General features: G+C 73.7%; 15 protein-coding genes and 1 tRNA gene. 11 read left to right on the top strand and 5 right to left on the bottom strand.

What is annotated here, in order from left to right:
- Positions 1–20: 20 nt before the first annotated feature.
- Positions 21–941 carry a factor-independent urate hydroxylase gene (pucL, locus tag AB0M18_RS08275; RefSeq protein ID WP_365756013.1) on the bottom strand — a complete coding sequence of 307 codons (921 nt, stop codon included), beginning with the start codon at positions 939–941 and terminating at the stop codon, positions 21–23.
- A gap of 364 nt (positions 942–1,305) precedes the next feature.
- Between pucL and AB0M18_RS08280 the strand changes: the two genes are divergently transcribed.
- The 4 genes from AB0M18_RS08280 to AB0M18_RS08295 all read left to right on the top strand — a co-directional run bounded on the left by AB0M18_RS08280 (position 1,306) and on the right by AB0M18_RS08295 (position 7,561).
- Positions 1,306–1,872: a PadR family transcriptional regulator gene (locus AB0M18_RS08280; RefSeq protein WP_365756014.1), complete on the top strand. Its 567-nt coding sequence runs from the start codon at positions 1,306–1,308 to the stop codon at positions 1,870–1,872.
- 36 nt (positions 1,873–1,908) lie between these two features.
- Entirely contained in the window at positions 1,909–3,633 is a 1,725-nt protein-coding gene (locus AB0M18_RS08285) for an acyl-CoA dehydrogenase family protein (protein WP_365756015.1), read from the top strand.
- 98 nt (positions 3,634–3,731) lie between these two features.
- The gene (locus AB0M18_RS08290; protein WP_365756016.1) at positions 3,732–5,894 is read left to right on the top strand and encodes a hypothetical protein; all 2,163 of its coding nucleotides are present in this window, start codon (positions 3,732–3,734) and stop codon (positions 5,892–5,894) included.
- A gap of 266 nt (positions 5,895–6,160) precedes the next feature.
- On the top strand, positions 6,161–7,561 hold the full coding sequence (locus tag AB0M18_RS08295) for an APC family permease (RefSeq protein WP_365756017.1): 1,401 nt from the start codon (positions 6,161–6,163) through the stop codon (positions 7,559–7,561).
- Between the two features lie 85 nt (positions 7,562–7,646).
- Here the strand turns inward: AB0M18_RS08295 and AB0M18_RS08300 are convergent, their stop codons facing one another.
- The gene (locus tag AB0M18_RS08300; protein WP_365756018.1) at positions 7,647–10,106 is read right to left on the bottom strand and encodes a SpoIIE family protein phosphatase; all 2,460 of its coding nucleotides are present in this window, start codon (positions 10,104–10,106) and stop codon (positions 7,647–7,649) included.
- A complete protein-coding gene (locus tag AB0M18_RS08305) occupies positions 10,103–12,319 on the bottom strand; it encodes a SpoIIE family protein phosphatase (RefSeq protein ID WP_365756233.1) in 2,217 nt (738 codons plus the stop codon). The genes AB0M18_RS08300 and AB0M18_RS08305 overlap by 4 nt, the downstream gene beginning before the upstream one ends.
- Positions 12,320–12,536: 217 nt before the next feature.
- Between AB0M18_RS08305 and AB0M18_RS08310 the strand changes: the two genes are divergently transcribed.
- From AB0M18_RS08310 to AB0M18_RS08325, 4 genes are all read left to right on the top strand, one after another.
- Positions 12,537–13,313, top strand: coding sequence for a hypothetical protein (locus tag AB0M18_RS08310; protein ID WP_365756019.1), 777 nt, complete (start codon positions 12,537–12,539; stop codon positions 13,311–13,313).
- Between the two features lie 79 nt (positions 13,314–13,392).
- Positions 13,393–14,190, top strand: coding sequence for a hypothetical protein (locus tag AB0M18_RS08315; protein ID WP_365756020.1), 798 nt, complete (start codon positions 13,393–13,395; stop codon positions 14,188–14,190).
- 155 nt (positions 14,191–14,345) lie between these two features.
- Positions 14,346–14,426, top strand: a tRNA-OTHER gene (locus AB0M18_RS08320).
- A gap of 109 nt (positions 14,427–14,535) precedes the next feature.
- A complete protein-coding gene (locus tag AB0M18_RS08325; protein WP_365756021.1) occupies positions 14,536–16,194 on the top strand; it encodes a TROVE domain-containing protein in 1,659 nt (552 codons plus the stop codon).
- A gap of 31 nt (positions 16,195–16,225) precedes the next feature.
- Here the strand turns inward: AB0M18_RS08325 and AB0M18_RS08330 are convergent, their stop codons facing one another.
- Positions 16,226–17,320 carry a chemotaxis protein gene (locus AB0M18_RS08330; protein WP_365756234.1) on the bottom strand — a complete coding sequence of 365 codons (1,095 nt, stop codon included), beginning with the start codon at positions 17,318–17,320 and terminating at the stop codon, positions 16,226–16,228.
- A gap of 234 nt (positions 17,321–17,554) precedes the next feature.
- Positions 17,555–18,103, bottom strand: coding sequence for an RNA 2',3'-cyclic phosphodiesterase (gene thpR / locus AB0M18_RS08335; RefSeq protein WP_365756235.1), 549 nt, complete (start codon positions 18,101–18,103; stop codon positions 17,555–17,557).
- A gap of 478 nt (positions 18,104–18,581) precedes the next feature.
- Between thpR and AB0M18_RS08340 the strand changes: the two genes are divergently transcribed.
- From AB0M18_RS08340 to AB0M18_RS08350, 3 genes are all read left to right on the top strand, one after another.
- Positions 18,582–19,016: an ester cyclase gene (locus tag AB0M18_RS08340; RefSeq protein WP_365756022.1), complete on the top strand. Its 435-nt coding sequence runs from the start codon at positions 18,582–18,584 to the stop codon at positions 19,014–19,016.
- 124 nt (positions 19,017–19,140) lie between these two features.
- Complete coding sequence (locus AB0M18_RS08345; protein WP_365756023.1) at positions 19,141–19,674, top strand: hemerythrin domain-containing protein; 534 nt, start codon at positions 19,141–19,143, stop codon at positions 19,672–19,674.
- A 390-nt stretch (positions 19,675–20,064) separates the two neighbouring features.
- On the top strand, positions 20,065–21,699 hold the full coding sequence (locus tag AB0M18_RS08350) for an ABC-F family ATP-binding cassette domain-containing protein (protein ID WP_365756024.1): 1,635 nt from the start codon (positions 20,065–20,067) through the stop codon (positions 21,697–21,699).
- The last annotated feature ends 93 nt before the right edge of the window (positions 21,700–21,792 follow it).

Here is a 21,792-nt window from a genome sequence, read left to right on the forward strand (position 1 = left end):
GTCCGCCGGGGGCGGGAGGGTCAGGCGGTGATCCAGTCGCTGGTGGCGATCACCGGCTGCACGCCGTCGCGGTGGATGGTGCCCTCGATCAGGCCGTACATCCGGTCGGCCGCGTAGTACACCTCGTTGTCGTTCTTCAGGCCGAAGGGCTCCAGGTCCACGAGGAAGTGGTGCTTGTTCGGCAGGTTGAGCCGCACCTCGTTGACGCTCTGGCAGTGGTCGAGGACCCGCTCGGCCATCGCGTTGAGGGTCTGCTGGAGCGAGTAGCTGTACGTCTCAGCGAAGGCCTCCAGCATGTGGCGGCGGGCGGACTTGTACGAGCGGTCCCAGTCGAAGTCCCCGGCGCCGGCGGTGAGCGCGGAGTGCGCCCAGCGGGCCGTGACCTTGGTGGCCAGGATGCGGTCGTACGCCTCCTGGAGGGTCGTGTACCTGTCCTTGATGAAGCCGTGGAACTCGGAGTTGGTCGAGTTCATGACGGTGAGGTCCTTCAGACCCGAGATGACCTGGAGCTGCCCGGTCTGGCCGCTGTAGGTGACCTGGGCGGTGCGCACCTCCTGGCCCTTGCGGACGAAGGAGTGCTGCTCGGCGCGGGTGGGCACGGAGATCCGGTCCCAGGCGAACTCCTCGACGCGGATCTGCGCCTCGTGGATCACCGGCTGCGAGTGCACGAAGTGCTTGGCCAGCAGGATCGCGAACGCCTCGGGGGAGGCGATGCCGTGCTCCTTGGCGAAGGCGTAGACCGTGTTCTTGGTGGTGTCCGTCGGCAGGCAGTTGCCGTTGTCGCCGGTCAGGTGCACGTCGCGGAACTCGCCGCGCAGGGCGACGGAGACGTTCAGGTCGCGGATCTCGTGCCAGGCGCCCTCGTTGCCCGTGCGGGTGATCTTGACGATGCGGTTCTCGGCCTTGCCGTACTGGTTCTGGGCCAGAACGTGCTTGCTCATGGCGTTCGCTCCTGCGGGTACGTGGATGGATGGTCCCCGTACGCCCGGCGTCCAGCGCCGGGCCGAAACCGTCCCGCGCTCCCCGCCGTCCGGCCCTCGCGCCCTGGGCCGCCCCGGGACTGACGAGCATCCCGGTCCGTAGGTGTTCGTGACGGATTGGAGCACAGGCGCCCGCCGATCGACAAGGGGTCGGGCCGACGGCGGGTGAATCGGGACCGACGTGGCATGCATTGCCGGGCAGGCCGGGCAGGCCGGGCAGGCCGGGCAGGCCGGGCAGGCCGGGAACGCCGTAGGCGAGGTGAGCCGTGTCTCACCGGTGCCGCCCGTCTTGCTATGCAACGAGTTGCATAGCAAGATCGGTGGCATGGCGCTCGAACACGCGATCCTCGTCTCGCTCCTTGAGCAACCGGGCTCCGGATACGAGCTGGCCCGGCGCTTCGAGCGGTCCATCGGCTACTTCTGGACCGCCACCCACCAGCAGATCTACCGCGTGCTCAAGCGCATGGAGAACGACGGCTGGGTCGCCGCGCGGGAGGTCCCGCAGCAGGGACGGCCGGACAAGCGCGAGTACTCCGTGGCAGACCTCGGCCGCGCCGCGCTCTCCTCCTGGCTGCACGATCCGATCGAGCCGGAGACCGTGCGGCACGACCTCGCCGTGAAGATCCGCGGGGCGGCCTTCGACGATCCGACCGGCCTGATCCGCGAGGTCGAGCGGCACCGGCAGGCGCACGCGGCGCGACTCGCCCACTATCTCGCCGGTGAGACACGGGACTTCGGCAGCGGTCCCGTCGGCGGCTCCTACGGGCCCGCCGACGCCGAGCGGGAGCTGCAGCACGTCGTGCTGCGCGGCGGCATCGCGTACGAACGCATGATGATCGCCTGGCTCGACGACGTGCTCGCCACCCTCCACCGGTTCCGCGCAGAGCGCTGAACCCCCGACCACCCTCACCGAAAGGCGGCACCCGCCATGGCCGACCCGCTCCTCTTCAACCCGCGCACCTACGACCCCGCGCACTTCGACCCGGAGACGCGCCGGCTGCTGCGCGCCACCGTCGACTGGTTCGAGGAGCGCGGCAAGCGGCAGCTGATCGAGGACTACCGCACCCGCGCCTGGCTCGGCGACTTCCTCGCCTTCGCCGCCAAGGAGAACCTCTTCGCCACCTTCCTCACCCCGGCCTCGGCCGCCGGCGAGGGCGAGACCGACAAGCGCTGGGACACCGCCCGGATCGCCGCGCTCAACGAGATCCTCGGCTTCTACGGCCTCGACTACTGGTACGCCTGGCAGGTCACCATCCTCGGCCTCGGCCCGGTCTGGCAGAGCGACAACGCCGCCGCACGCGAGCGGGCCGCCGAACTCCTGCGCCAGGGCGAGGTGTTCGCGTTCGGCCTGTCGGAGAAGACGCACGGCGCCGACATCTACTCCACCGACATGCTGCTCACCCCCGACAGCGAGGGCGGCTTCCGCGCCACCGGCTCCAAGTACTACATCGGCAACGGCAACGCCGCCGGCCTGGTCTCCGTCTTCGGCCGCCGCACCGACGTCGAGGGCCCCGACGGCTATGTCTTCTTCGCCGCCGACAGCCGTCACCCCGCCTACCAGCTGGTCAAGAACGTCGTCGACTCCTCGAAGTTCGTCAGCGAGTTCCACCTGGAGGACTACCCGGTGGCCGCCGAGGACGTCCTGCACACCGGACGCGCCGCCTTCGACGCCGCGCTCAACACGGTCAACGTCGGCAAGTTCAACCTGTGCACCGCGTCCATCGGCATCTGCGAGCACGCGATGTACGAGGCCGTCACCCACGCGCAGAACCGGATCCTGTACGGCCGGCCGGTCACCGCCTTCCCGCACGTGCGGCGCGAACTGACCGACGCCTACGTGCGGTTGGTCGGCATGAAGCAGTTCAGCGACCGCGCCGTGGACTACTTCCGCACCGCGGGTCCCGACGACCGCCGCTACCTCCTCTTCAACCCGATGACGAAGATGAAGGTGACCACGGAGGGCGAGAAGGTCATCGACCTCATGTGGGACGTCATCGCCGCGAAGGGCTTCGAGAAGGACAACTACTTCGCGCAGGCGGCCGTCGAGATCCGCGGCCTGCCCAAGCTGGAGGGCACGGTCCACGTCAACCTCGCGCTGATCCTCAAGTTCATGCGCAACCACCTCCTCGCGCCCGCCGCCTACGAGCCGGTGCCGACCCGCCTCGACGCCGCGGACGACGACTTCCTCTTCCGCCAGGGCCCGGCCCGCGGCCTCGGCGCGGTCCGCTTCCACGACTGGCGCCCGGCCTTCGACACGTACGCGCACCTCCCGAACGTCGCCCGCTTCCGCGAACAGGCCGACGCACTCTGCGAGTTCGTCACCACGGCCGCCCCCGACGAGGAGCAGAGCCGCGATCTGGACCTGCTGCTCGCCGTCGGCCAGCTCTTCGCCCTGGTCGTCCACGCCCAGCTGGTCCTGGAGCAGAGCGCGCTCACCACCCTCGACGAGGACGTCCTCGACGAGCTCTTCGCCGTCCTCGTCCGCGACTTCTCGGCCCACGCCGTCGAACTCCACGGCAAGGACTCCGCGACCGCCGCCCAGCAGACCTGGGCCCTCACCGCCGTCCGCCGCCCGGTCGTCGACCCGGCCCGCACGGACCGCGTCTGGCAGCGCGTGGAGTCGCTGTCCGGCGCGTACGAGATGGCGCGGTAGGAACCCTGCGACTCCTCCGGTCCGCCCCGACCACCCCCCTGGGCGGGCCGGAGGACGCCCCGGCCTCCGATCCGCCTCCCACCTGGCATGATGCCGTGATGATCTCCTCCCTGGTCGACTCGTGGATGCGCGGGACCGCCGCCAACACCGCCGCGCCCGCAGACGTGTTGCTCAGACTGCTCGACCCCGGCGCGAGCAGCGCCTGGAAGACGCTCTGCCAGGAGCGGGCGCTGCCCGACGCGGTGACCGAGGCCGTGCTCCGGCATCCGCGCCGCGAGGTACGGCGGGCGTTCGCCTCCAACGGGCACATGGCGCCGGAGCTCCGGGGGCGGCTGGTGCGCGATCCCGACGCGCTCGTACGGGCCGCGCTCGCCGCCGGGCCCAAACCGCGGCGCGGGAGAGCGGTTCCGCTGCCCGATGACGTCGTGGACGCGCTGATGACCGCACGCGACGAGGACCACCCCGGCAGCCGGCTGTCCGTCGACGAGATCCAGAGCGAACTCATCTCCTCCGGGCAGATCTCGCTCGCCTATCGCCGGGCCATGGGCACCCACCCGGACCCCGCCCTGCGGGTCCACGCCACCCACAACTGGTCCTCGCTCAGCGCCGAACGGCGCGCCGCACTCCTCGCCGACCCGGACCCGGCCGTCCGCGAGGCCGCCCGTCGCAGCGACAGCCTCCAGGACGCGGCCGCCACGGTGACGGAGCTGCCGGAGCAGGAGAGCCACCACCGGACCGGCCTCCTCCTCCACGGCGCGCTCGCCCGCACGGTCGTCGACGCCTGCCTCGGCGCCGGCCGCGACCTCGGGGCACTGGCCCACAACCCGCACACCCCCGCCGACGCCGTCGCCCGCCTCGCCCACGACCCCGACCCCAAGGTCCGCGAACGCGTCGCGAGCCGCGCCGACCTCGACCCCGCGCTGCTCCCCGCCCTGATCGAGGACCCGGACGAGTCGGTACGGACCCGGGCGCGCATCCAGCCGTACCAGCGCACCTGGGAACGGCGTGAGGCCGTCGACCTCGTCGCGCGCGGCTTCGTCTACATGGTCGGTCCGCTCCCCGAGACGCCGATCGTTCCCGACCCCGACTGGTACGCCGAGTGCGCCCGGTCGGAGCACGCCCTGCTGCGCCGCGTCGCGGCGACCTGGGCCGGGCTCCCCGCCGATCTGGCTGCCCGGCTCGCCGCCGACCCCGACCCGGAGGTACGGCTCCTTCTCGCGTACCACCACCCGCTCGCGCCCGCCGCCACCCTCCTCGACGCCTTCATCGCGACCCCCCGCCACCTGCGGCATCTGCTGCCTCCGGGCCGCACGCCCCGCACCGGTCTCGGTCACCTCCTCGACCACGAGGACCCCGAGGTACGCGCCCTGGCCGCCGCCGACCCCACGCTCGACCGGCCGCCCGTGGAGCAGCTCGGCGACCCCGACGCCCGCGTCCGCCGGGCCGCCGCCGCCAACCCCGTACTGCCCGCCTCCGTCCTCACGACCCTCCTGGAGGACCCCGCCGCACCGGAGCTCGCCGAGGGCGCGGCCGCCAACCCGGGCCTGACCGCCGAGCAGCTCCACGCCCTGCTCGACCGGTGCGGGCTCCCCGGCTCCCCGTCCGCCGGCCCGGCCGGCGCCCCGCACCCCCTGGCCGAGGACGCGATCGCCGCCCGCGAGATCACCGAGGCCTGGCGGCGCATCACCGACTGGCTCGGGCGGCATGCCCCCGACTCCCTGGCCGCGCTCCGTCCCGGCGCGGGCCCCGCCGAGATCGACGCCGTCGAGCGCGAACTCGGCGGCGTGCGCGTCCCGGCGGCTCTGCGCGCGCTCTGGTTGCTGACCGCGGGCGACGACGGCGCCGCAGTGGACGCCAACACCGACACCGACACCGACACCGGCGCCCGCGTCGGCTGTCTGCCGGGGAACAGGGCGCTGATCCCTGTCGACTCCGTCGCCGCCGCGTACCGGTCCCTGTCCGGCACGGCGGGCTGGCGGACCGCCTGGATCCCGGTGATCTCGCTCGGCCCCGCCGACCGGACCTCCGGCCTCTTCCTGGACACCGAGACCGGACACCTGGGCCGCTGGACCCGGCACGGCGCGGAAGCCGACGAGGACACCCCGGACAGTCTCGGCAGCCATCTGGAGGAGACCGCCGACACGCTGGAGCACCCGGACCTCGCCACCGGTGACCGGCCCCGGCCCATCGGCGGCACGGTCGTCTGGGAGAGCGATGCCTCATCGGCCGCGGAGCCGTCCACCATGTGCGACGGCCGGTAAAGCGCGGTAAAAGTCCTCGCCGGCGTGCTGCGGTTCCCGTACGGAGCATTCACGCCGTCTTGGCGCGTTCTTAACACCCGATCGCTCCGTCGAACCGTCCCTTCACAACGGATTCCGCAGCCATCGAGCCATTGACCTGCGGTTCCGTGCGGGCTTCCATTCAGCCCGGGAGCCACGGACACCAGTCACCCCTCACATCACCGGCCGCCTCGGAGGCGATACCGCTCCCGCTCGGAAACACCGCACGCATCGATCGGAACCGCCTGATGACCGACACCCTCAGCGCCCCCCACGCCCTGGCCCCCCAGACCGGCCCCGTGCCACAGAGACTCAAGCGCTCCATCGGTGTCGTCGGCGGCACCCTCCTGACGCTCTCGTGCGTCACCCCCGCCTCGACCCTCTTCGTGGTCGTCCCCGACCTCTTCGGCAGCGTCGGCACCTTCACCGCGCTCACCATCGCGATCGGCTCGCTGCTCTGTATCGGCGTGGCCTTCGTCTACTCCGAGCTCGGCACCCTCATCCCCAGCGCCGGCGGCGAGTACGCGATCGTCTCCACCCTCGCGGGCCGCCTCGCCGGCTGGCTGGTCTTCGTGCTCTCGCTGCTCGTGGTGATGATCGTGCCGCCGGTGATCGCCATGGGCACGGCCGACTACCTCGCGCCGCTCGTGCACATTCCCGCCCCGCTCGCCGGCGCCGGCGTCATGCTCCTCGCGACCCTCGCCGGACTGCTCGACCTGCGCGCCAACGCCTGGATCACCGGCGTCTTCCTCGTCCTCGAGGTCGTCGCGGCCGGCCTCGTCGCCGTCCTCGGCTTCGCCCACTCCCAGCGCGGCCTCGACACCCTGGTCCACGGCCAGGTGGCAGGCGAGGGCGACACCCACGCGCTCGTCACCGGCGCCCTCGTCGTCTCCGGCCTCGCCATCGCCCTCTTCGTCACCCAGGGCTTCTCGACGGCCGTCTACCTCTCCGAGGAGCTGGAGAACCCGCGCCGCAGCGTCGCCCGCACCGTGCTCGCCACGCTCGCCATCTCCACCGCCGTCATCCTCGTCCCGGTCATCGCCATCACCCTCGGCGCCGGCGACCTCCAGGCCCTCACCGGCGGCGACATCAGCGGCATGATCACCGCCTGGTCCAATTCCGCCGTCGGCACCTTCATCAGCCTCTGCGTGGCGCTCGCCATCATCAACGCGGGCATCGTGATGGTCATCCAGAACTCCCGCGTCCTCTTCGCCTCCGCCCGTGACAAGGCCTGGCCCGAGCCGGTCAACAACGCCCTGTCCCGCCTCGGCCGCTTCGGCTCGCCGTGGGTGGCCACCCTGGTCGTGGGCGTGCCCGGCGCGGCCCTCTGCTTCGTCGACCTCGACACCCTCTACGGCGTCACCGGCGTCTCCGTCACCGGCATGTACCTGCTGGTCGCGGTCGCCGCCCTGTTCAGCCGCCGCGGCGCGCACCGCCACGTGGCCGCCTGGCGCATGCCGCTCTGGCCGGCCGTCCCGGTCCTGCTCATCGGCGTCCTCGCCTACGTCCTGTACATGCAGGACACCGAGTACCTGCTGTGGACCGGCGGCATCACCGCCGCCGCCACCCTCTACTGGGCGCTCTACCTGCGACCGCGCCAGGACACCCGCTGGCTGGTCAGCATCCCCGAGGACGCGGACCACGTCTGACCCGGCGCGGGACACCGGCCCGATCCACAGACGAGGAGGCCGGAGCGGCAGCGCCGCCCCGGCCTCGTCCGCTGACACGGATCCGTCAGCCCGCGCCCGGCGGGGGCAGCTCCTGCTCGCCCCAGATGGTCTTGCCGGTACGGCTGTAGCGGCTGCCCCAGCGCGTGGTCAGCTGGGCCACCAGGAACAGCCCGCGACCGCCCTCGTCGGTCAGCCGCGCCCGCCGCATCCGGGGATGCGTGGCGCTCGGGTCGGAGACCTCGCAGATCAGCCGGCCGGCCCGGACGAGCCGCGCCTCCACCGGCCCGCCCGCGTACCGGATGGCGTTGGTGACCAGCTCGCTCAGCACCAGCTCGGTGGTGAAGACCAGCTCCTCCAGGCCCCAGGCGCGCAGCTGCGCCGCCGCGGCCTCCCGCACCGCGCCGACCGCCGCGGGATCGGCCTCGACCTGCCAGGTCGCGGTGTCCTCGGCGGGCACCTCGCGGGTACGGGCGAGCAGCAGGGTCACGTCGTCCGTTAGCCCGTCGGCGGGGCGGCCCGCCACGATCTCCCGGCCCAGCTCCCGCAACGGCAGCCCCACGGCACCCGGCCGGGAGAGACAGGCCGCGAGATCGGCCATCCCGGCGTCCAGGTCGCCGCCGCGCCCCTCGATCAGACCGTCCGTGTAGAGCGCGAGGACACTGCCCGGCGCCAGTTCCACCTCCGTCGTCTCGAACGGCAGTCCGCCGACCCCCAGCGGTGGACCGGGATCCACCTGGAGATACGCGACCGAGCCGTCCGGGGCCGCCACGGCGGGCGGCGGATGCCCGGCCGAGGCCACCGTGCAGCGCCGCGTGACCGGGTCGTACACCGCGTACGCGCAGGTCGCACCGGTCGGTGACGAGGGGTGGCGGACCCGCCAGGCCTCGCCGAGCTCGCTCTCGGCGCCACCCTCCGTGCCCTCGTCCTCGTCGTCCTCCCCGGTCTCCTCCGGCTCCGCGAGCAGCTGGGTGACCAGGTCGTCGAGATGGGCGAGCAGCTCGTCGGGTTCGAGATCGAGGTCCGCGAGGGTCCGCACGGCGGTGCGCAGCCGGCCCATGGTGGCGGTGGCCGCGAGGCCGTGCCCGACGACATCCCCGACGACCAGCGCGACCCGCGCCGAGGACAGCGGGATCACGTCGAACCAGTCGCCGCCGACGCCGGTCCTGGTCTCCGCCGGCAGATACACGCCGGAGGTCGTCACCGCCGGGGTCTGGGTATGCGTCGGCGGCAGCATGCTCCGCTGGAGCCCCACGGCCGCCCGGTGTTCCCGGGTGAAGCGGCGGGCGTTGTCCAGGGCGAGCGCCGCCCGGTCGGCGATCTCCCGCAGCAGGTCGCGGTCCGCGTCCGCGTACCGGCCGAGCGCCGTCCGCCGCCCCACCGTGAGCCGCCCGAGCAGCGTGCCGCGGGCCCGCAGCGGCGCCGTCATACGTATGGGATGCCCGTCGGCCGACGCGGCCTCGCCCTCGCGGACGGCGACGAGCACGACGTCCGGGGCGGGCGTCTGGGGGCCGTTGGCACGGGCGGGTGCCGGCTCGCCCGCGACGGCGGTACGGCGCAGCAGCAGCCGCCCCTCGGCGTCGGGCGCCGGCTCCTCGCCGAGCGGGACCGCGTCGGCGAGTTCGACCACCGCCAGGTCGCCGAGGCCCGGCACGAGGGCGCCGGCCAGCTCGCGGGCGGTGTCCGTGACGGACAGGGAGCCGCCGACGCGGGCCGTGGCGAGATGGAGCAGGGCGAGCCGTTCGGCGGCCCGGCGCGTCTCGGTGACATCGGTGAAGAGCGCCGTCACGCCCAGCACCCGGCCGCTGGGATCCTGCAGCCGGAAGGCCGAGATCGCCAGGCTCACTCCGTCGCCGGGATCGTCGACGGTCCGCAGCAGCTCCTCCACCTGCACCAGCGGCAGCCCGGTCGCGAGGACCAGACGCAGCTTCTCCTCGACGGCCGCCGCGTCCTCGGGCCGCAGGAAGTCGGAGAGGCGCCGCGCGCGCAGGTCGGCGGGCACACCCCTGTACGGCAGGAGGTGGGTGTTGGTGCGCAGCAGCCGCAGTTCCGGGTCGAGCACCGCGAGCCCCACCCGGTCCTGGAGGAACAGTTCGCGGATGAACGCGTGGTCCTGGAACCAGCCCGCGGCCAGCGTCGCCGGCGCGACGAGCACGAAGCACCCCGCGGCGGCGCCGTCGCCGCCGCCCGGCGCCCTCGGGGGCGTGCCGTTCGCGCCGTCCGGGCCGTCCTCGGTGAGGCCGAAGGCCTGGAACACCACCGGCACGTCCTCGCCCCGCCCCGAGCGCAGCACCGCCTCGCCCGCCCGCGCCCCGCGCGCATAGCGCCGTACGAGCTCGCGCCAGTCCGCCGGGTCCGCGAGCAGCGCCCGTACCGGCCGGCCCACCACCTCTGCGGCGGACCGCCCGAGCAGGTCGCGGGCCTCCGGGGTCCAGGCGGCGACCCGCCCGTGGCCGTCGACCAGCGCGCCGGCGATGCCCTCGGTGAAGGGCAGGATCCGGGCGGCCGGTTCCGGGACGCCGTTCACGCCGCTCCCTCCTTCTCGTCGTCGTCCTTGCCCTCGTTCTTTCCGGGGACGCGCCGGGCGCGCGCGATCAGCAGCGCGACGTCGTCGGGGGCGTCGGGCTCGCGCAGGGCGTCGAGCAGCAGATCACAGGTGTCCTCGAGGGAGCGGGGCGGCCCGTCGAGGAGCGCGGTGAGGGCGGCGAGCCGTACGTCGATGTCCTGGTCACGGGTCTCGACCAGGCCGTCGGTGTAGAGGACCAGGGAGTCGCCCGGCCGGAAGGGGACCTCCACGGTCTCGAACGGGACGCCGCCGACGCCGAGCGGCGCGCCGGTCGGCAGGTCGAGGAGGCGGGGCAGGCCGCCGGCGGGGACGAGCACGGGCGGCGGATGCCCGGCGTTGGAGATGCGGCAGGTGGCGCTGTCCGGGTCGTACACGGCGTACAGGCAGGTGGCCATCTCGTTCAGACCGGCGACCGTGCGGTCCAGCTCGGTGAGCACCACCGACGGCGCGAGGCCGAGCCCGGCGAGGGTACGGGCCGCGGTGCGCACCTGCCCCATGGTCGCGGCGGCGTTGATGCCGCTGCCCATGACGTCGCCCACCACCAGGGCGGTCCTGTCGCCTCCGGGGCCTTCGGCCCGCGTGCCACCGGGCAGCGGGATGGCGTCGAACCAGTCCCCGCCGACCTCGACCGCCGCCGAGGCGGGCTGGTAGCGGTAGGCGGCGTCGAGGCCGTGCAGCCGGGTCGGGCCCTGCGGCAGCAGGTGCCGCTGGAGGGCGAGCGCGGTCCGCTGCTGATGCCGGTACCAGCGCGCGTTGTCGATGGCGACCGCCGCGCGGGCGGCGAGCTCCACGGCGAGCAGCACGTCGTCCCGGTCGAACGGCACGGGGTTGCGCGCCCGCTTCAGGTCGAGCACGCCGAGCACCACCCCGCGGGCGCGCAGCGGCACCGCGAGATACGAGTGGACGCCCGCCTGGCGCAGCAGCCCGGCGGCGGTCGCATCGCGGGCGATGTGCGCCAGATCGGCGTCGGTGACGTGCGCGACGAGCACCGGGCGGCCGGTGCGCGCGCATCGGGTGACCAGCCGCTCGGCACCGTACCGAGCGGGATTCCCGACCGGGTCGGCGGCCTCGCGGGCCGGGGTCGGGTACGCGGTCTCCACGGCGAGCGCCTGGAACACGGCCGGCCCCGAGGTGCCCGTCCCGCCCGGCCGGGGACCGGTGAGGACGTCCTCCAGGACGTCGACCGCAGCGATGTCGGCGAACTCGGGCACCACAAGCTCCGCCAGCTCGTGCGCGGTCAGATCCAGGTCGAGGGTGGTGCCGACCCGCTCGGAGGCGTCCGCGATCACCGCGAGCCGGTTCCTGGCGCGGGTCGCCGCCCGCTCCGCCCGGTACTGCTCGGTGACGTCCACGACGGCGGCGGCGACCCCGACGACCCGCCGCCCGGTGGTCTCCAGGCGGTAGAGGGACACCGACCAGACCGCCTCGGTCTCGTCCGCGTCAGGGCGGTCAGGGCGGTCAGGGTGGCCGGGATGGCCGGGGCGGTCCGGTCGGTCCGGACCCCGTGCCACGTCCTGATCCGCGTCCCGCACGGTGTCCTGCACGGCGTCCCGCACCGCGCCGCGCACCGGGCCCCGCACCCGGCGGGACAGCACCGGCACCCCGGTCTCCAGGACCTCGCGCAGCGCCCGTTCCACGGCGGGGGCGTCGGGCGACGGCACCGCCTGGCCGAAGCCGTGCCCCAGATGCCCGGTGGCGGGCAGTCCGGTGATCCGTTCCAGGGCGGGGTTGACCAGGACGAACCTGAGGTCCAGGTCGAGCACGGCCAGGCCGATGGGGGAGTGGGCGACAAGGCGTGAGGAGAGCGCGAGGTCCTGCTCCACCCGGCGCACGGTCGCCCGGTCGGTGGCGAGCCCCAGCGCGTACGCCTGCCCCTGGTCGTCCTCCAGACGCGTGTTGCGGAACTCGACGGGGATCGTCCGCCCGTCCCGGTGCCTGATCGGAAAGACCCCGGCCCACGGTCCGCCGCCGCCCATCACCCCGGCGAACAGGGCGAGCACCTCGTCCCGGTGCGCCTCGGCGACCAGCAGGCTCACGGCCGGGCGGCCCAGCGCCTCGGCCGCCGAATAGCCGAACACGGTCTCCGCCTGCGGGCTCCACAGCACGATCCGGCCGCGGGCGTCGAGCACCACGGCGGCCACCCCGAGCACGTCGAGGAGTCCACCGGGCTCCATGGCGAACGCGCCGCTCACCGGAGCCGGGCCGCTCACCGGGGCCGGGCCGGCCGGCAGGTCCGCCGTGCTCATCCGGACCGCATCCCTCCTCCGCGTCGTCGCTCAGGGCCTGTCCGGGCCTGAAGTCTTCCGTGGTTTCCTCCATCATCCCGGCGGGGCATCCATCGCGCGACGCGTACGGCGCGCCGGGAGCGGGCGGGCGGCGCAGAGTGGGGTCGTGGACGTCGAGCTGATCACCCAGGAGCTGTACGGGCTGAAGCCCGCCGAGTTCGCCGCGGCGCGGGACGCGTACGTCGCCGAGGCACGCCGCCGGAAGGAGCCGGAGACGGCGAAGGCGATCGCGGCGCTGCGCCGGCCGGTGCTCGCGGCCTGGGCGGCGAACCTGCTGGCCCGGGAGCGGCCGGAGGAGGCGGAACGGTTCCTCGCCCTGGGCGAGACCCTCCGGGTGGCCCACCGCATGCTCGACGGCGAACGCCTCCGCGAGGCCGCCCGCAAGCAGCACCAGCTCGTCGCCACCCTCGCCCGCACGGCGGCCGACCTCGCCGCCGAGGCCGGTCAGCCGGTCAGCGACCCCGTGCTCCGCGAACTCGAACAGACCCTCCACGGCGTCCTCGCCCGCCCCGAGGTCGCCCGCGAATGGGCCCGGGGCCGCCTGGTCAAGGTCCCCGACGCCGCCGTCGACTTCACCGCCGTCGCCCCGGAGGAGGGCGCGATGCCCGCCCCGGGGCGGACACGGGAGGCCCGGCGCGAGGTGGAGCGGGAAGCGGAACGCGAGGCCGAACAGGAAGCGGAACGGCAGGCGGAGCGGGAAGCGGCCCGGAAGTCCGCCCGAGACGCGGCCCGGAAGGCCCGGGACGCTGCGGCGGCGCGGGTCGGGCAGGCGGAGGCGGAGGTCCGCCGCCTGGAGAACGCCCTGGAGACGGCGCGACGGGAGTCCACGCGCGCGGCGGAGGAGCTGGCCGCCCTGCCGGACCCCGACGAGGGGGAGACCTGATCCGAACCCCCGTCAACAACCACAGGGCGTACGCGATAGGTTCACGATGCTTTCACAACTGGAACGCCAGCGAGGAATCATGAGCCAGCAGTACCCCGGGCCGCAGCAGCCTTCCCACCCCTCCCAGCCGCCCGCCCCGTGGGGTCCGCCGCCGCCCCCGAAGAAGCGCCTGTCCACCGGCGCGATCATCGGCCTGTCGATCGGCGGCGTGTTCGCCTTCCTGGTGGTCCTCGGCGCCGCGGTGGGAGATCCGAAGCAGGACGACGGCAAGCCGGCCGCCAAGGAGGTGACGGCGAGCCCGACCACCACCCGCGCGCCCGCGCCCACGACCCCGCCCGCCACGACCACGGCACCGGCCACTCCCGCTCCCACCGCCACTCCCAGCAAGAAGCCGGAGACGGGGAAGCTGCCCAGCTTCGTCGGCAAGGGGCTCCAGTCCGCCCAGGACGAGGCCCAGTCCCTCGGCTTCTACGGACTCCGCTCGCACGACGCCCTCGGCCGGGACCGCCTCCAGGTCCTCGACCGCAACTGGAAGGTCTGCTCCCAGACCCCCGCCCCCGGCACCCACCCCACCGACGTCGTCATCGACTTCGGGACGGTCAAGCTGGAGGAGACCTGCCCCAAGAAGGACGTGGCGGCGCAGCCCGAGGCCGAAGCGGGCGGCACCATGCCGGACTTCAAGGGCAAGTCGGTGAACGTGGCCCGCGCCGCGCTCCCCGACAACGCGAGCATCACGGTCACCGACGCCGCCCAGGGCCGGATGGTCCTCATGGAGTCCAACTGGAAGGTGTGCACGCAGACCCCGGCGGCCGGAACGAGGATCGACGGCCGGCCGATCACCTTCAAGGCCGTGAAGTTCGAGGAGTCCTGCCCGTAAGGAGGCGGTGGGCGGGCGCCGCCGGATATTCGGTGGCGTCAATTCCCGTACGGACTACGGTGGGAACCACACAGCACCTCCCGGTGCGCAGGTCAACGGCTACTTCCTTCCAAGAAATCACGCCGTGGACCGCTTTCGATCTCGGGAGGCGCACAGCGCCGGGGTGCCCGGTGCGCAGGCGGGGGATACTTCCACTGTTAATGGGGCGGTCGCGGGTTCGAGTCCCGCCCGGCGCTTCGGGCGCCGGTAGCTCAGTCGGTAGAGCACCTTGGCTCCCCCGCCGATCAGATCTCGGGCACCCCGGCGCTGCCGTCGCCTTCCCTCCCATCCGCGAGGGGATTCCCCATGGCCCGCTTCAACGCGCGCGGCACCCGTCCGTCCGCCGCCTCGCCCGTGACCACCACGGGAGAGCGCACCCGGACGCACGAGGGTGCGAGCGCGCACCTCCGCGACGCGAAGAGCGAGCTGTTCCTGCTCGCCGTCGCCAACACCGTCGGCACCGACACCTTCTACGAGAAGGCCGGCGCCCGCGACGACCGCTACACCGCGCTCGTGCGGCGGCTCGCCGTCGAGGACCCGGCCTGGACCGCGGGCCTGCTGCGCTGGCTGCGCGGCGAGGGCAACATGCGGACCGCCTCGCTCGTCGGCGCCGCCGAGTTCGTCAAGGCACGGCTCGACGCGGGCTGCCCGACCCCGACGGCCCCCACCGGCGCCGGCGCCGACACCGACGTGTGGTCGAACCGCACCGTCGTCGCCTCCGTCCTGCGCCGCGCCGACGAGCCCGGCGAACTGCTCGGCTACTGGACCGCCCGGCACGGCCGCGCCCTCCCGAAGCCGGTGAAGCGCGGTGTCGCCGACGCCGTCCGCCGCCTGTACGACGAGCGCTCGCTGCTCAAGTACGACACCGAGTCCCGGGGTTACCGCTTCGGCGACGTCCTGGAGCTGGTCCACGCCGCTCCCGACCCGGCCAAGCCGTGGCAGGGCGAGCTGTTCCGGCACGCCATCGACCGCCGCCACGGCCGCGACGCCACCGTCCCCGAGCCCCTGGAGACCCTCGCCCTCCGCGCCCGCCTCATGGCGCTCCCCGTCACCGACCGGCGCGCCGTCCTCGCCGACCCCGCGCGCCGCGCCGAGCTCGCCCGTGCGGGCATGACCTGGGAGGCCCTGGCCGGCTGGCTGCAGGGCCCGATGGACGCGGCCGCCTGGGAGGCGGTCATTCCGTCCATGGGCCTGATGGCCCTCGTCCGCAACCTCCGGAACTTCGACAAGGCAGGCGTCTCCGACACCGTCGCCGAGCGGATCGCGGCCCGCCTCGCCGACCCCGACGAGGTCCGTGCCTCCCGTATGTTCCCGTTCCGGTTCTGGGCGGCGTACAAGGCGGCGCCCTCGCTGCGCTGGGGCCACGCCCTGGAGAAGGCCCTCGGGCACTCCCTCTCCGCCGTGCCCGCGCTCGGCGGCCGGACGCTGATCCTCATCGACCGCAGCCCCAGCATGTTCCCGGGCTACGGCTACTCGACCCCGAACCGCTCCGACATCAGCCTCGCCGAGCAGGCCGCCGTGTTCGGCGCCGCCCTCACGGTGCGCGCCGAGAACCCCACGCTCGTCGAGTTCGGGCAGCAGGCGCGCAAGGTGGACGTGCGGCGCGGGGACAGCGTGCTGCGCCTGGTCGACCGGTTCGGGCAGATCGGCGGCACCGACATCCCCTCGGCGGTCCGGCGGTTCTACGCCCGCCACGACCGGGTCGTGATCGTCACCGACGAGCAGACCCGGCCCGGCTGGCTCCCGTCGAACTGCCACGGCTACGGCGGCATGCCCGAGACCCCGATCGACGACCTGATCCCGAAGGACGTCCCCGTCTACATGTGGAACATGGCCGGTTACCGCGAGGCCGCGATGCCCTCCGGCGGCGCCGACCGCCACGCCCTCGGCGGTCTCACCGACGCCGCCTTCCGCATGATCCCGCTGCTCGACGCCGGCCGTGACGCCCAATGGCCCTGGGAGTAGCGGGGCGCAGGCGGGCGTCGGGGGAGCGGTCTCAGTAGCGGAGGGCGCCCGCGATGTGGCCCGCGCCCGCCAGTACCTCGTCCGGTACGAAGCGCACCTCGGCGCCCGTCTCCAGGGCCTGCTCGACGATCTCGTCGACCATGTCGTCGCGGGTGTCAGCCGTCGCGGCCTCGGCCGGTTCGAGGTGCCCGCCCTCGTCCCGGACCACCGTCCGGTAGTGCTCCTCGACGGCGAGCAGCCGGATGCGGCCGTCCTTCACGGCCTGCCACACCTCGTCGATGCCGCCCGCGAACTCGCGGCGGCCGCGCGCGGTGTCCAGCTCGGCGACGATCGTCGCCGTCGCGGCCGCCTCGCGTGCCGTGCGCAGCGGCTCGACGGCCTCGTGCACCGCGGAGTCCGGGCCGGCCGCGAGACCGCCGCGCTCGATCGTGAACATGTCGCGCGACAGCGGCCCGAGCTCGGACAGCGCGGCGAGCGCGGCCGACGACCCGATCACGTACAGCGGACGCGACTCGGACGCGAGGACCGTCCGCGTCCGCTCGTACGCCTCACGCAGGAACTGCCGGGTCGCCTCGTCCTGGAAGGTGCTGGGGACGTCGCCGATCTGCTCCTTGCGCTCGACGTCCGGGTCCTCCAGGCTGCGGGTCAGCGGGAAGCCGTCGGCGGTGTGCTCGTCGGTGCGTTCCGGGTCGCCGTTCCACAGCGACACCCGGTCGGCGGACACGGCGAGCGCCCAGTACGGCTGCTCGGCGGCGTGCGCGGCCACCAGGTTGCGGGTGAGGAAGGTGTCGGCCAGGACCACCCGCTCGGGCACGGCGCGCGCCACCGACCACACATGGTGCTCACCCTCGGCCACGAAGATCACCAGACCGTCCTCCGCGTGGCGGAGGTCGACCTCGCCCACCGCCCGGCGCAGCCGGTCGACGAGCTCCCTCCGCCGCTCGCGCGAGATCGCGGGGTCGTCCTGCACCGCCTTCTCCGCCTCGGCGAGCAGATTGCGCAGCCGCACCGGGTCCTGGGCGTTGTCCGGCTCCCGGCGATACGTCGGCATCAGGAGCGAGACGGCGGGGTACGGGCGCGGCTGCCGCAGCTTCGCGAGCACGTCCGGGGTGAGCACGGGGTCCATGACATGACCTTCCTGACGCTGTGCGGCGGCGGGGCGGACGGGTCGGGCCACGCGTGCTTCCTGGACCGCGCGGCCGGGTCCGCGCACTGGACGCGGCCACCTCCGTCGCCCCGGTCGGGCGCTCCGCCGGTCCGGCGGGAGCACCCGGCACGTGGGCGCGAAAGGGGCCCACAGAGGACCATCCTGGCGCCAAGCCCGCCGTTCCGCGACTCGTCGCTCACGCCGCGCACACCGTCAGCGGCCTGTGAACGCCCAGGACTCGATGTCGCGATAGCGGATCGGTCCCGGCCCGCGGCCGAAGTTGCTGCCCACCAGATGCAGCCGCGCGGCCGGCCAGCGGCGGCCGGTGAACCCGGCGAGCGCGGCCGCCGTCCCGGTCACCGGCCCGGTGTCCCCACGCCGGGCGCGCGCCAGGGTCAGATGCGGGTTGAGCGGCCGGTCCTCGAACGGGATCCCGCACGCCTTGACCACCGCCCGTACGTCGGCGGCCAGCAGGCGCAGCCCCGCCACGTCCCCGTCGACACCGCTCCACAGCACCCGCTCGTCGAAGTGCCCGCCGCCGCTCAGACCCAGTTCGAGCGGCGGGCGAGAGGCGGCCAGCTCGGCCAGCGGCGCCCGCAGCGGCGGTACGGCGTCCACCGGCAGCTCGCCGAGGAACGCCAGGGTGATGTGCCAGTCCTCGATGCGGTTCCAGCGCAGGGAGGGGTACGCCTCCAGGGCGGGGCGCAGCTCCCGCGCGAGCTCGTCCTTCGCGTCGTCGGGCGGGGCGAGGGCGATGAACACGCGGGTGGTCGCGGCGGGGGCCTCGCCGACGGGCGCCCGGCCGGTCGCGTCGAGGGGCGCGTCGGTCGTCACGTCGCGGGGCTCGTCCAGAGGCAGATCACTCACGCCGCTCTTCGTACCTCATCCGGGGGTGTTCGGTCACCTTCGAACACCTCCGGACCCGGACACCCGGCCGCGCGTTTCGGCGGGCGCCGGCGCCGACCACGCCGAACCGGTCGCCGTCCTCGTACCGCCGGGCTGGCACCCCGTCGAGGAACTTCCGATGGAGGCGGCTGCCGGTGTGCCCCTGGCACGGCAGCACCTTCCGGCTCGTCGACGCGAGGCTCGTCGACGGACGCCTCGAAGCCCGGCTCCGCACCCCGTGAGCCGCGCCGCGGTGTCACAATCCCGGCCGCCGTCTCGTCGTACTGCCGAATCCGGAACAAGGAACCGCGACACGTCCGGTCAGTACGACGCACCCGCACAGAGGAGACCTCGCATGCCGGCAGCCGGGAACACCCGCCACACCGAGACGCTCGCCCGCTTCCACGCCGCCGTGAACAGCGGCGACATCGACGTCATCGCGAAGGCGATCGACGAGTTCGTCGCGCCCGACGTGGACTTCGTCGCACCGGTACCGATGGGCGCGACCGGTCCCGAGGCCCTGAAGCGGGTGTGGGAGGCCCTGCTCAAGGCCTTTCCCGACATCCACGTGACCCTTGAGGACACGGTCGCGGAGGGCGACAGGGTGGCCGCCAGGAACACGGTGACCGGCACGCACCTGGGCCCGTACCAGGGGCTGCCGCCCACCGGGAGGAGCGTCCGCTACGGCGAGATGTTCATGTTCCGCTTCGAGGACGGCCGGATCGCCGAGCTGAGGGGCGTCGTCGACGTCCTCACCCTGCTGCGCCAGCTCGGCGCCGGACCGGCCTGACGCAGGCGGGGTGCCTCGCGCGCTTGCCTCGGCACCGGTACGCGTGATCGGATGGGCGCAGCATCGCGTGCCGGTGACGGTCTGCGTCAGGCATGGAGGTGCGGAATCGAAGGGATCGCCACCTGTGGCTCCCCACGACATCTTCCGTAGTACGAGCGACGCCGGCGAAGCCGACCGGGACGACCGGGTCCTCGCCCTCCGCCGGGAACTCCACCGGGCCCATGAGGAACTCGCCCGCCGCATCCGTGAGATCAGGACACACATCGGCGGCCGCCGGCTCACCGACGACGTCCTGCTGACCCACTGCCTGGCCTTCTGCACCGCCCTGACGAACCATCACGAGGGCGAGGACCGGGGCATGTTCGCCCAACTGCTCCGCGAGCGCCCCGAGCTCGCCCCGACCATCGACAAGCTCGTCGAGGACCACACCCTCATCACCGGGATCCTCGCCCGGGTCCGCACCCTCGCCGACACCGCCGCCGGGACGCCCGATCCCGATCTGGAGGCGATCGGAGGGGAGTTGGACGGCCTTGGGGCGATCATGGAGTCCCACTTCCGCTACGAGGAACGCGCGATCGGCGCGGCCCTCGACGGCGCCGTCCCGGACACGGACTGGCCCGGGGCCGTCTTCGGCTTCCAGGCGGCGTCCCCGCGGTGACCGGGCGGGGGAGCCGGGTGTGGTTCCTCCCGCAGGGGTCCGGCCGGGCCGGTGGACCGGCCCGGCCGGGCGCCCGCCCGGGTGCCCGGCCGCGGGTGCCGCTCGCGCCCGAGAAATCCCGTGCGGTCCGGAGCCCCGCTGTTAGACTGGTGGACCCTGATCTTTCGACGAGGAGCACAGACATGGTGGTGGACGACGACATCTCCGGGTGATACCCGGACCCGGCAGACCACCGGCCCGCGTACCGACGCGCACGCCGGAGTGGTCTCTTCGTCGTCCCCCTTTCTTCCCTGTCTTCCCGAGGGCTGACAGGCAGGCCCGCCTCCCCCGAGCGTCACCGCCGGGGTCGAGGCGGCGCCCGCCCGCCCCCCGTACCGAGAGGTCGCCAGCATGTCCGGTGCTTCCGTCGTCTGCTCCAACCTGTCCTTCTCCTGGCCCGACGACACCCCCGTCTTCCAGGACCTGTCCTTCACCCTCGGCACCGGCCGCACCGGACTCGTCGCCCCCAACGGCAGCGGCAAGAGCACCCTGCTCAGGCTGGTCGCCGGCGAACTGCGCCCCACCGGGGGCGGCGTCCTCGTCGACGGCACCCTCGGCCACCTGCCGCAGAGCCTTCCGCTCACCACCGGCCTGACCGTCGCGCAGGTGCTCGGCGTCGACGCGATCATCCGGGCCATCGACGCCGTCGAGGCCGGGGACGTCGACGAGCGGCACTTCACCACCATCGGCGACGACTGGGACATCGAGGAGCGCACCCACGCGCAGCTCGACCGACTCGGCCTCGGCGGCCTCGCCCTCGACCGCGTCCTCGACACCCTCAGCGGCGGCCAGATCATCTCCCTCGGCCTCGCCGCCCAGCTCTTGCGGCGCCCCGACGTGCTGCTCCTCGACGAGCCCACCAACAACCTCGACCTCGACGCCCGGCACAAGCTCTACGACGTCCTCGACGCCTTCGACGGCTGTCTGTTCCTCGTCAGCCACGACCGCGCCCTGCTCGACCGGGTCGACCGCATCGCCGAACTCGACCGGGGACAACTCCACCTCTACGGTGGCACGTTCACCGCGTACGAGGAGGCCGTACGGGCCGAGCGCGAGGTCGCCGAGAAGAACGTCCGCAACGCCGAACAGGAACTCAAGCGCGAGAAGCGGGAGATGCAGCAGGCCCGCGAACGCGCCGAACGGCGCCAGAGCAACGCCGCGCGCAACCTCAAGAACGCCGGACTGCCCCGGATCTTCGCCGGCACCATGAAGCGCGGTGCCGAGGAGTCCGCCGGGCGGGCCGGACAGCTGCACGCGGCCCGCGTCGGCGAGGCGAAGTCCCGCCTGGACGAGGCCGAGCGCGCCCTCCGCCCGGAGCAGCGCCTCACCCTCGACCTGCCCGACACCCGGGTGCCCGCCGGCCGCACCCTCTTCCACGGCGAGGAGCTCCGCGTCCGCCTCGGCGACCGCGAGGTCTTCGCCGCCCCCGGTGTCGACCTCGACATCCGCGGCCCCGAACGCATCGCCCTGACGGGTCCCAACGGCGCCGGCAAGAGCACCCTGCTGCGTCTCCTCGACGGCGCCCTCGACCCCGACGGCGGCAGGATCACCCGCGCCGACGGCCGCGTCGCGTACCTCTCCCAGCGCCTCGACCTGCTCGACCCGGACCGCAGCGTCGCCGAGAACTTCGCCGCCCACGCCCCCGAACGCCCCGAGGCCGAGCGGATGAACCTGCTGGCCCGGTTCCTCTTCCGCGGCGCCCGCGCCCACCTGCCCGTCGGCGTCCTCTCCGGCGGCGAACGCCTCCGCGCCACCCTGGCCTGCGTCCTGTGCGCCGACCCCGCCCCCCACCTCCTGCTCCTCGACGAGCCGACCAACAACCTCGACCTGGACAGCGTCGCCCAGCTGGAGGGAGCCCTGAACTCCTACCAGGGCGCCTTCCTCGTGGTCAGCCACGACGAGCGCTTCCTGCGCGAGATCGGCGTCGACCGCCGGCTGCGCCTGGCCGACGGCGAGCTCAAGGAGACGGCCGCGCCGGGGAAGTAGCAGCCGTCCCACGTCACCGCCCCTTGGGCCGTCCGGGTGGCCGGCCGCGCGTGTTCGTTCGGAGGCTTCGGCGTTCTCGGGGCCGTCTTCTAC

The sequence above is a fragment of the Streptomyces sp. NPDC051909 genome, from assembly GCF_040681095.1.
Taxonomy (GTDB): Bacteria; Actinomycetota; Actinomycetes; order Streptomycetales; family Streptomycetaceae; genus Streptomyces.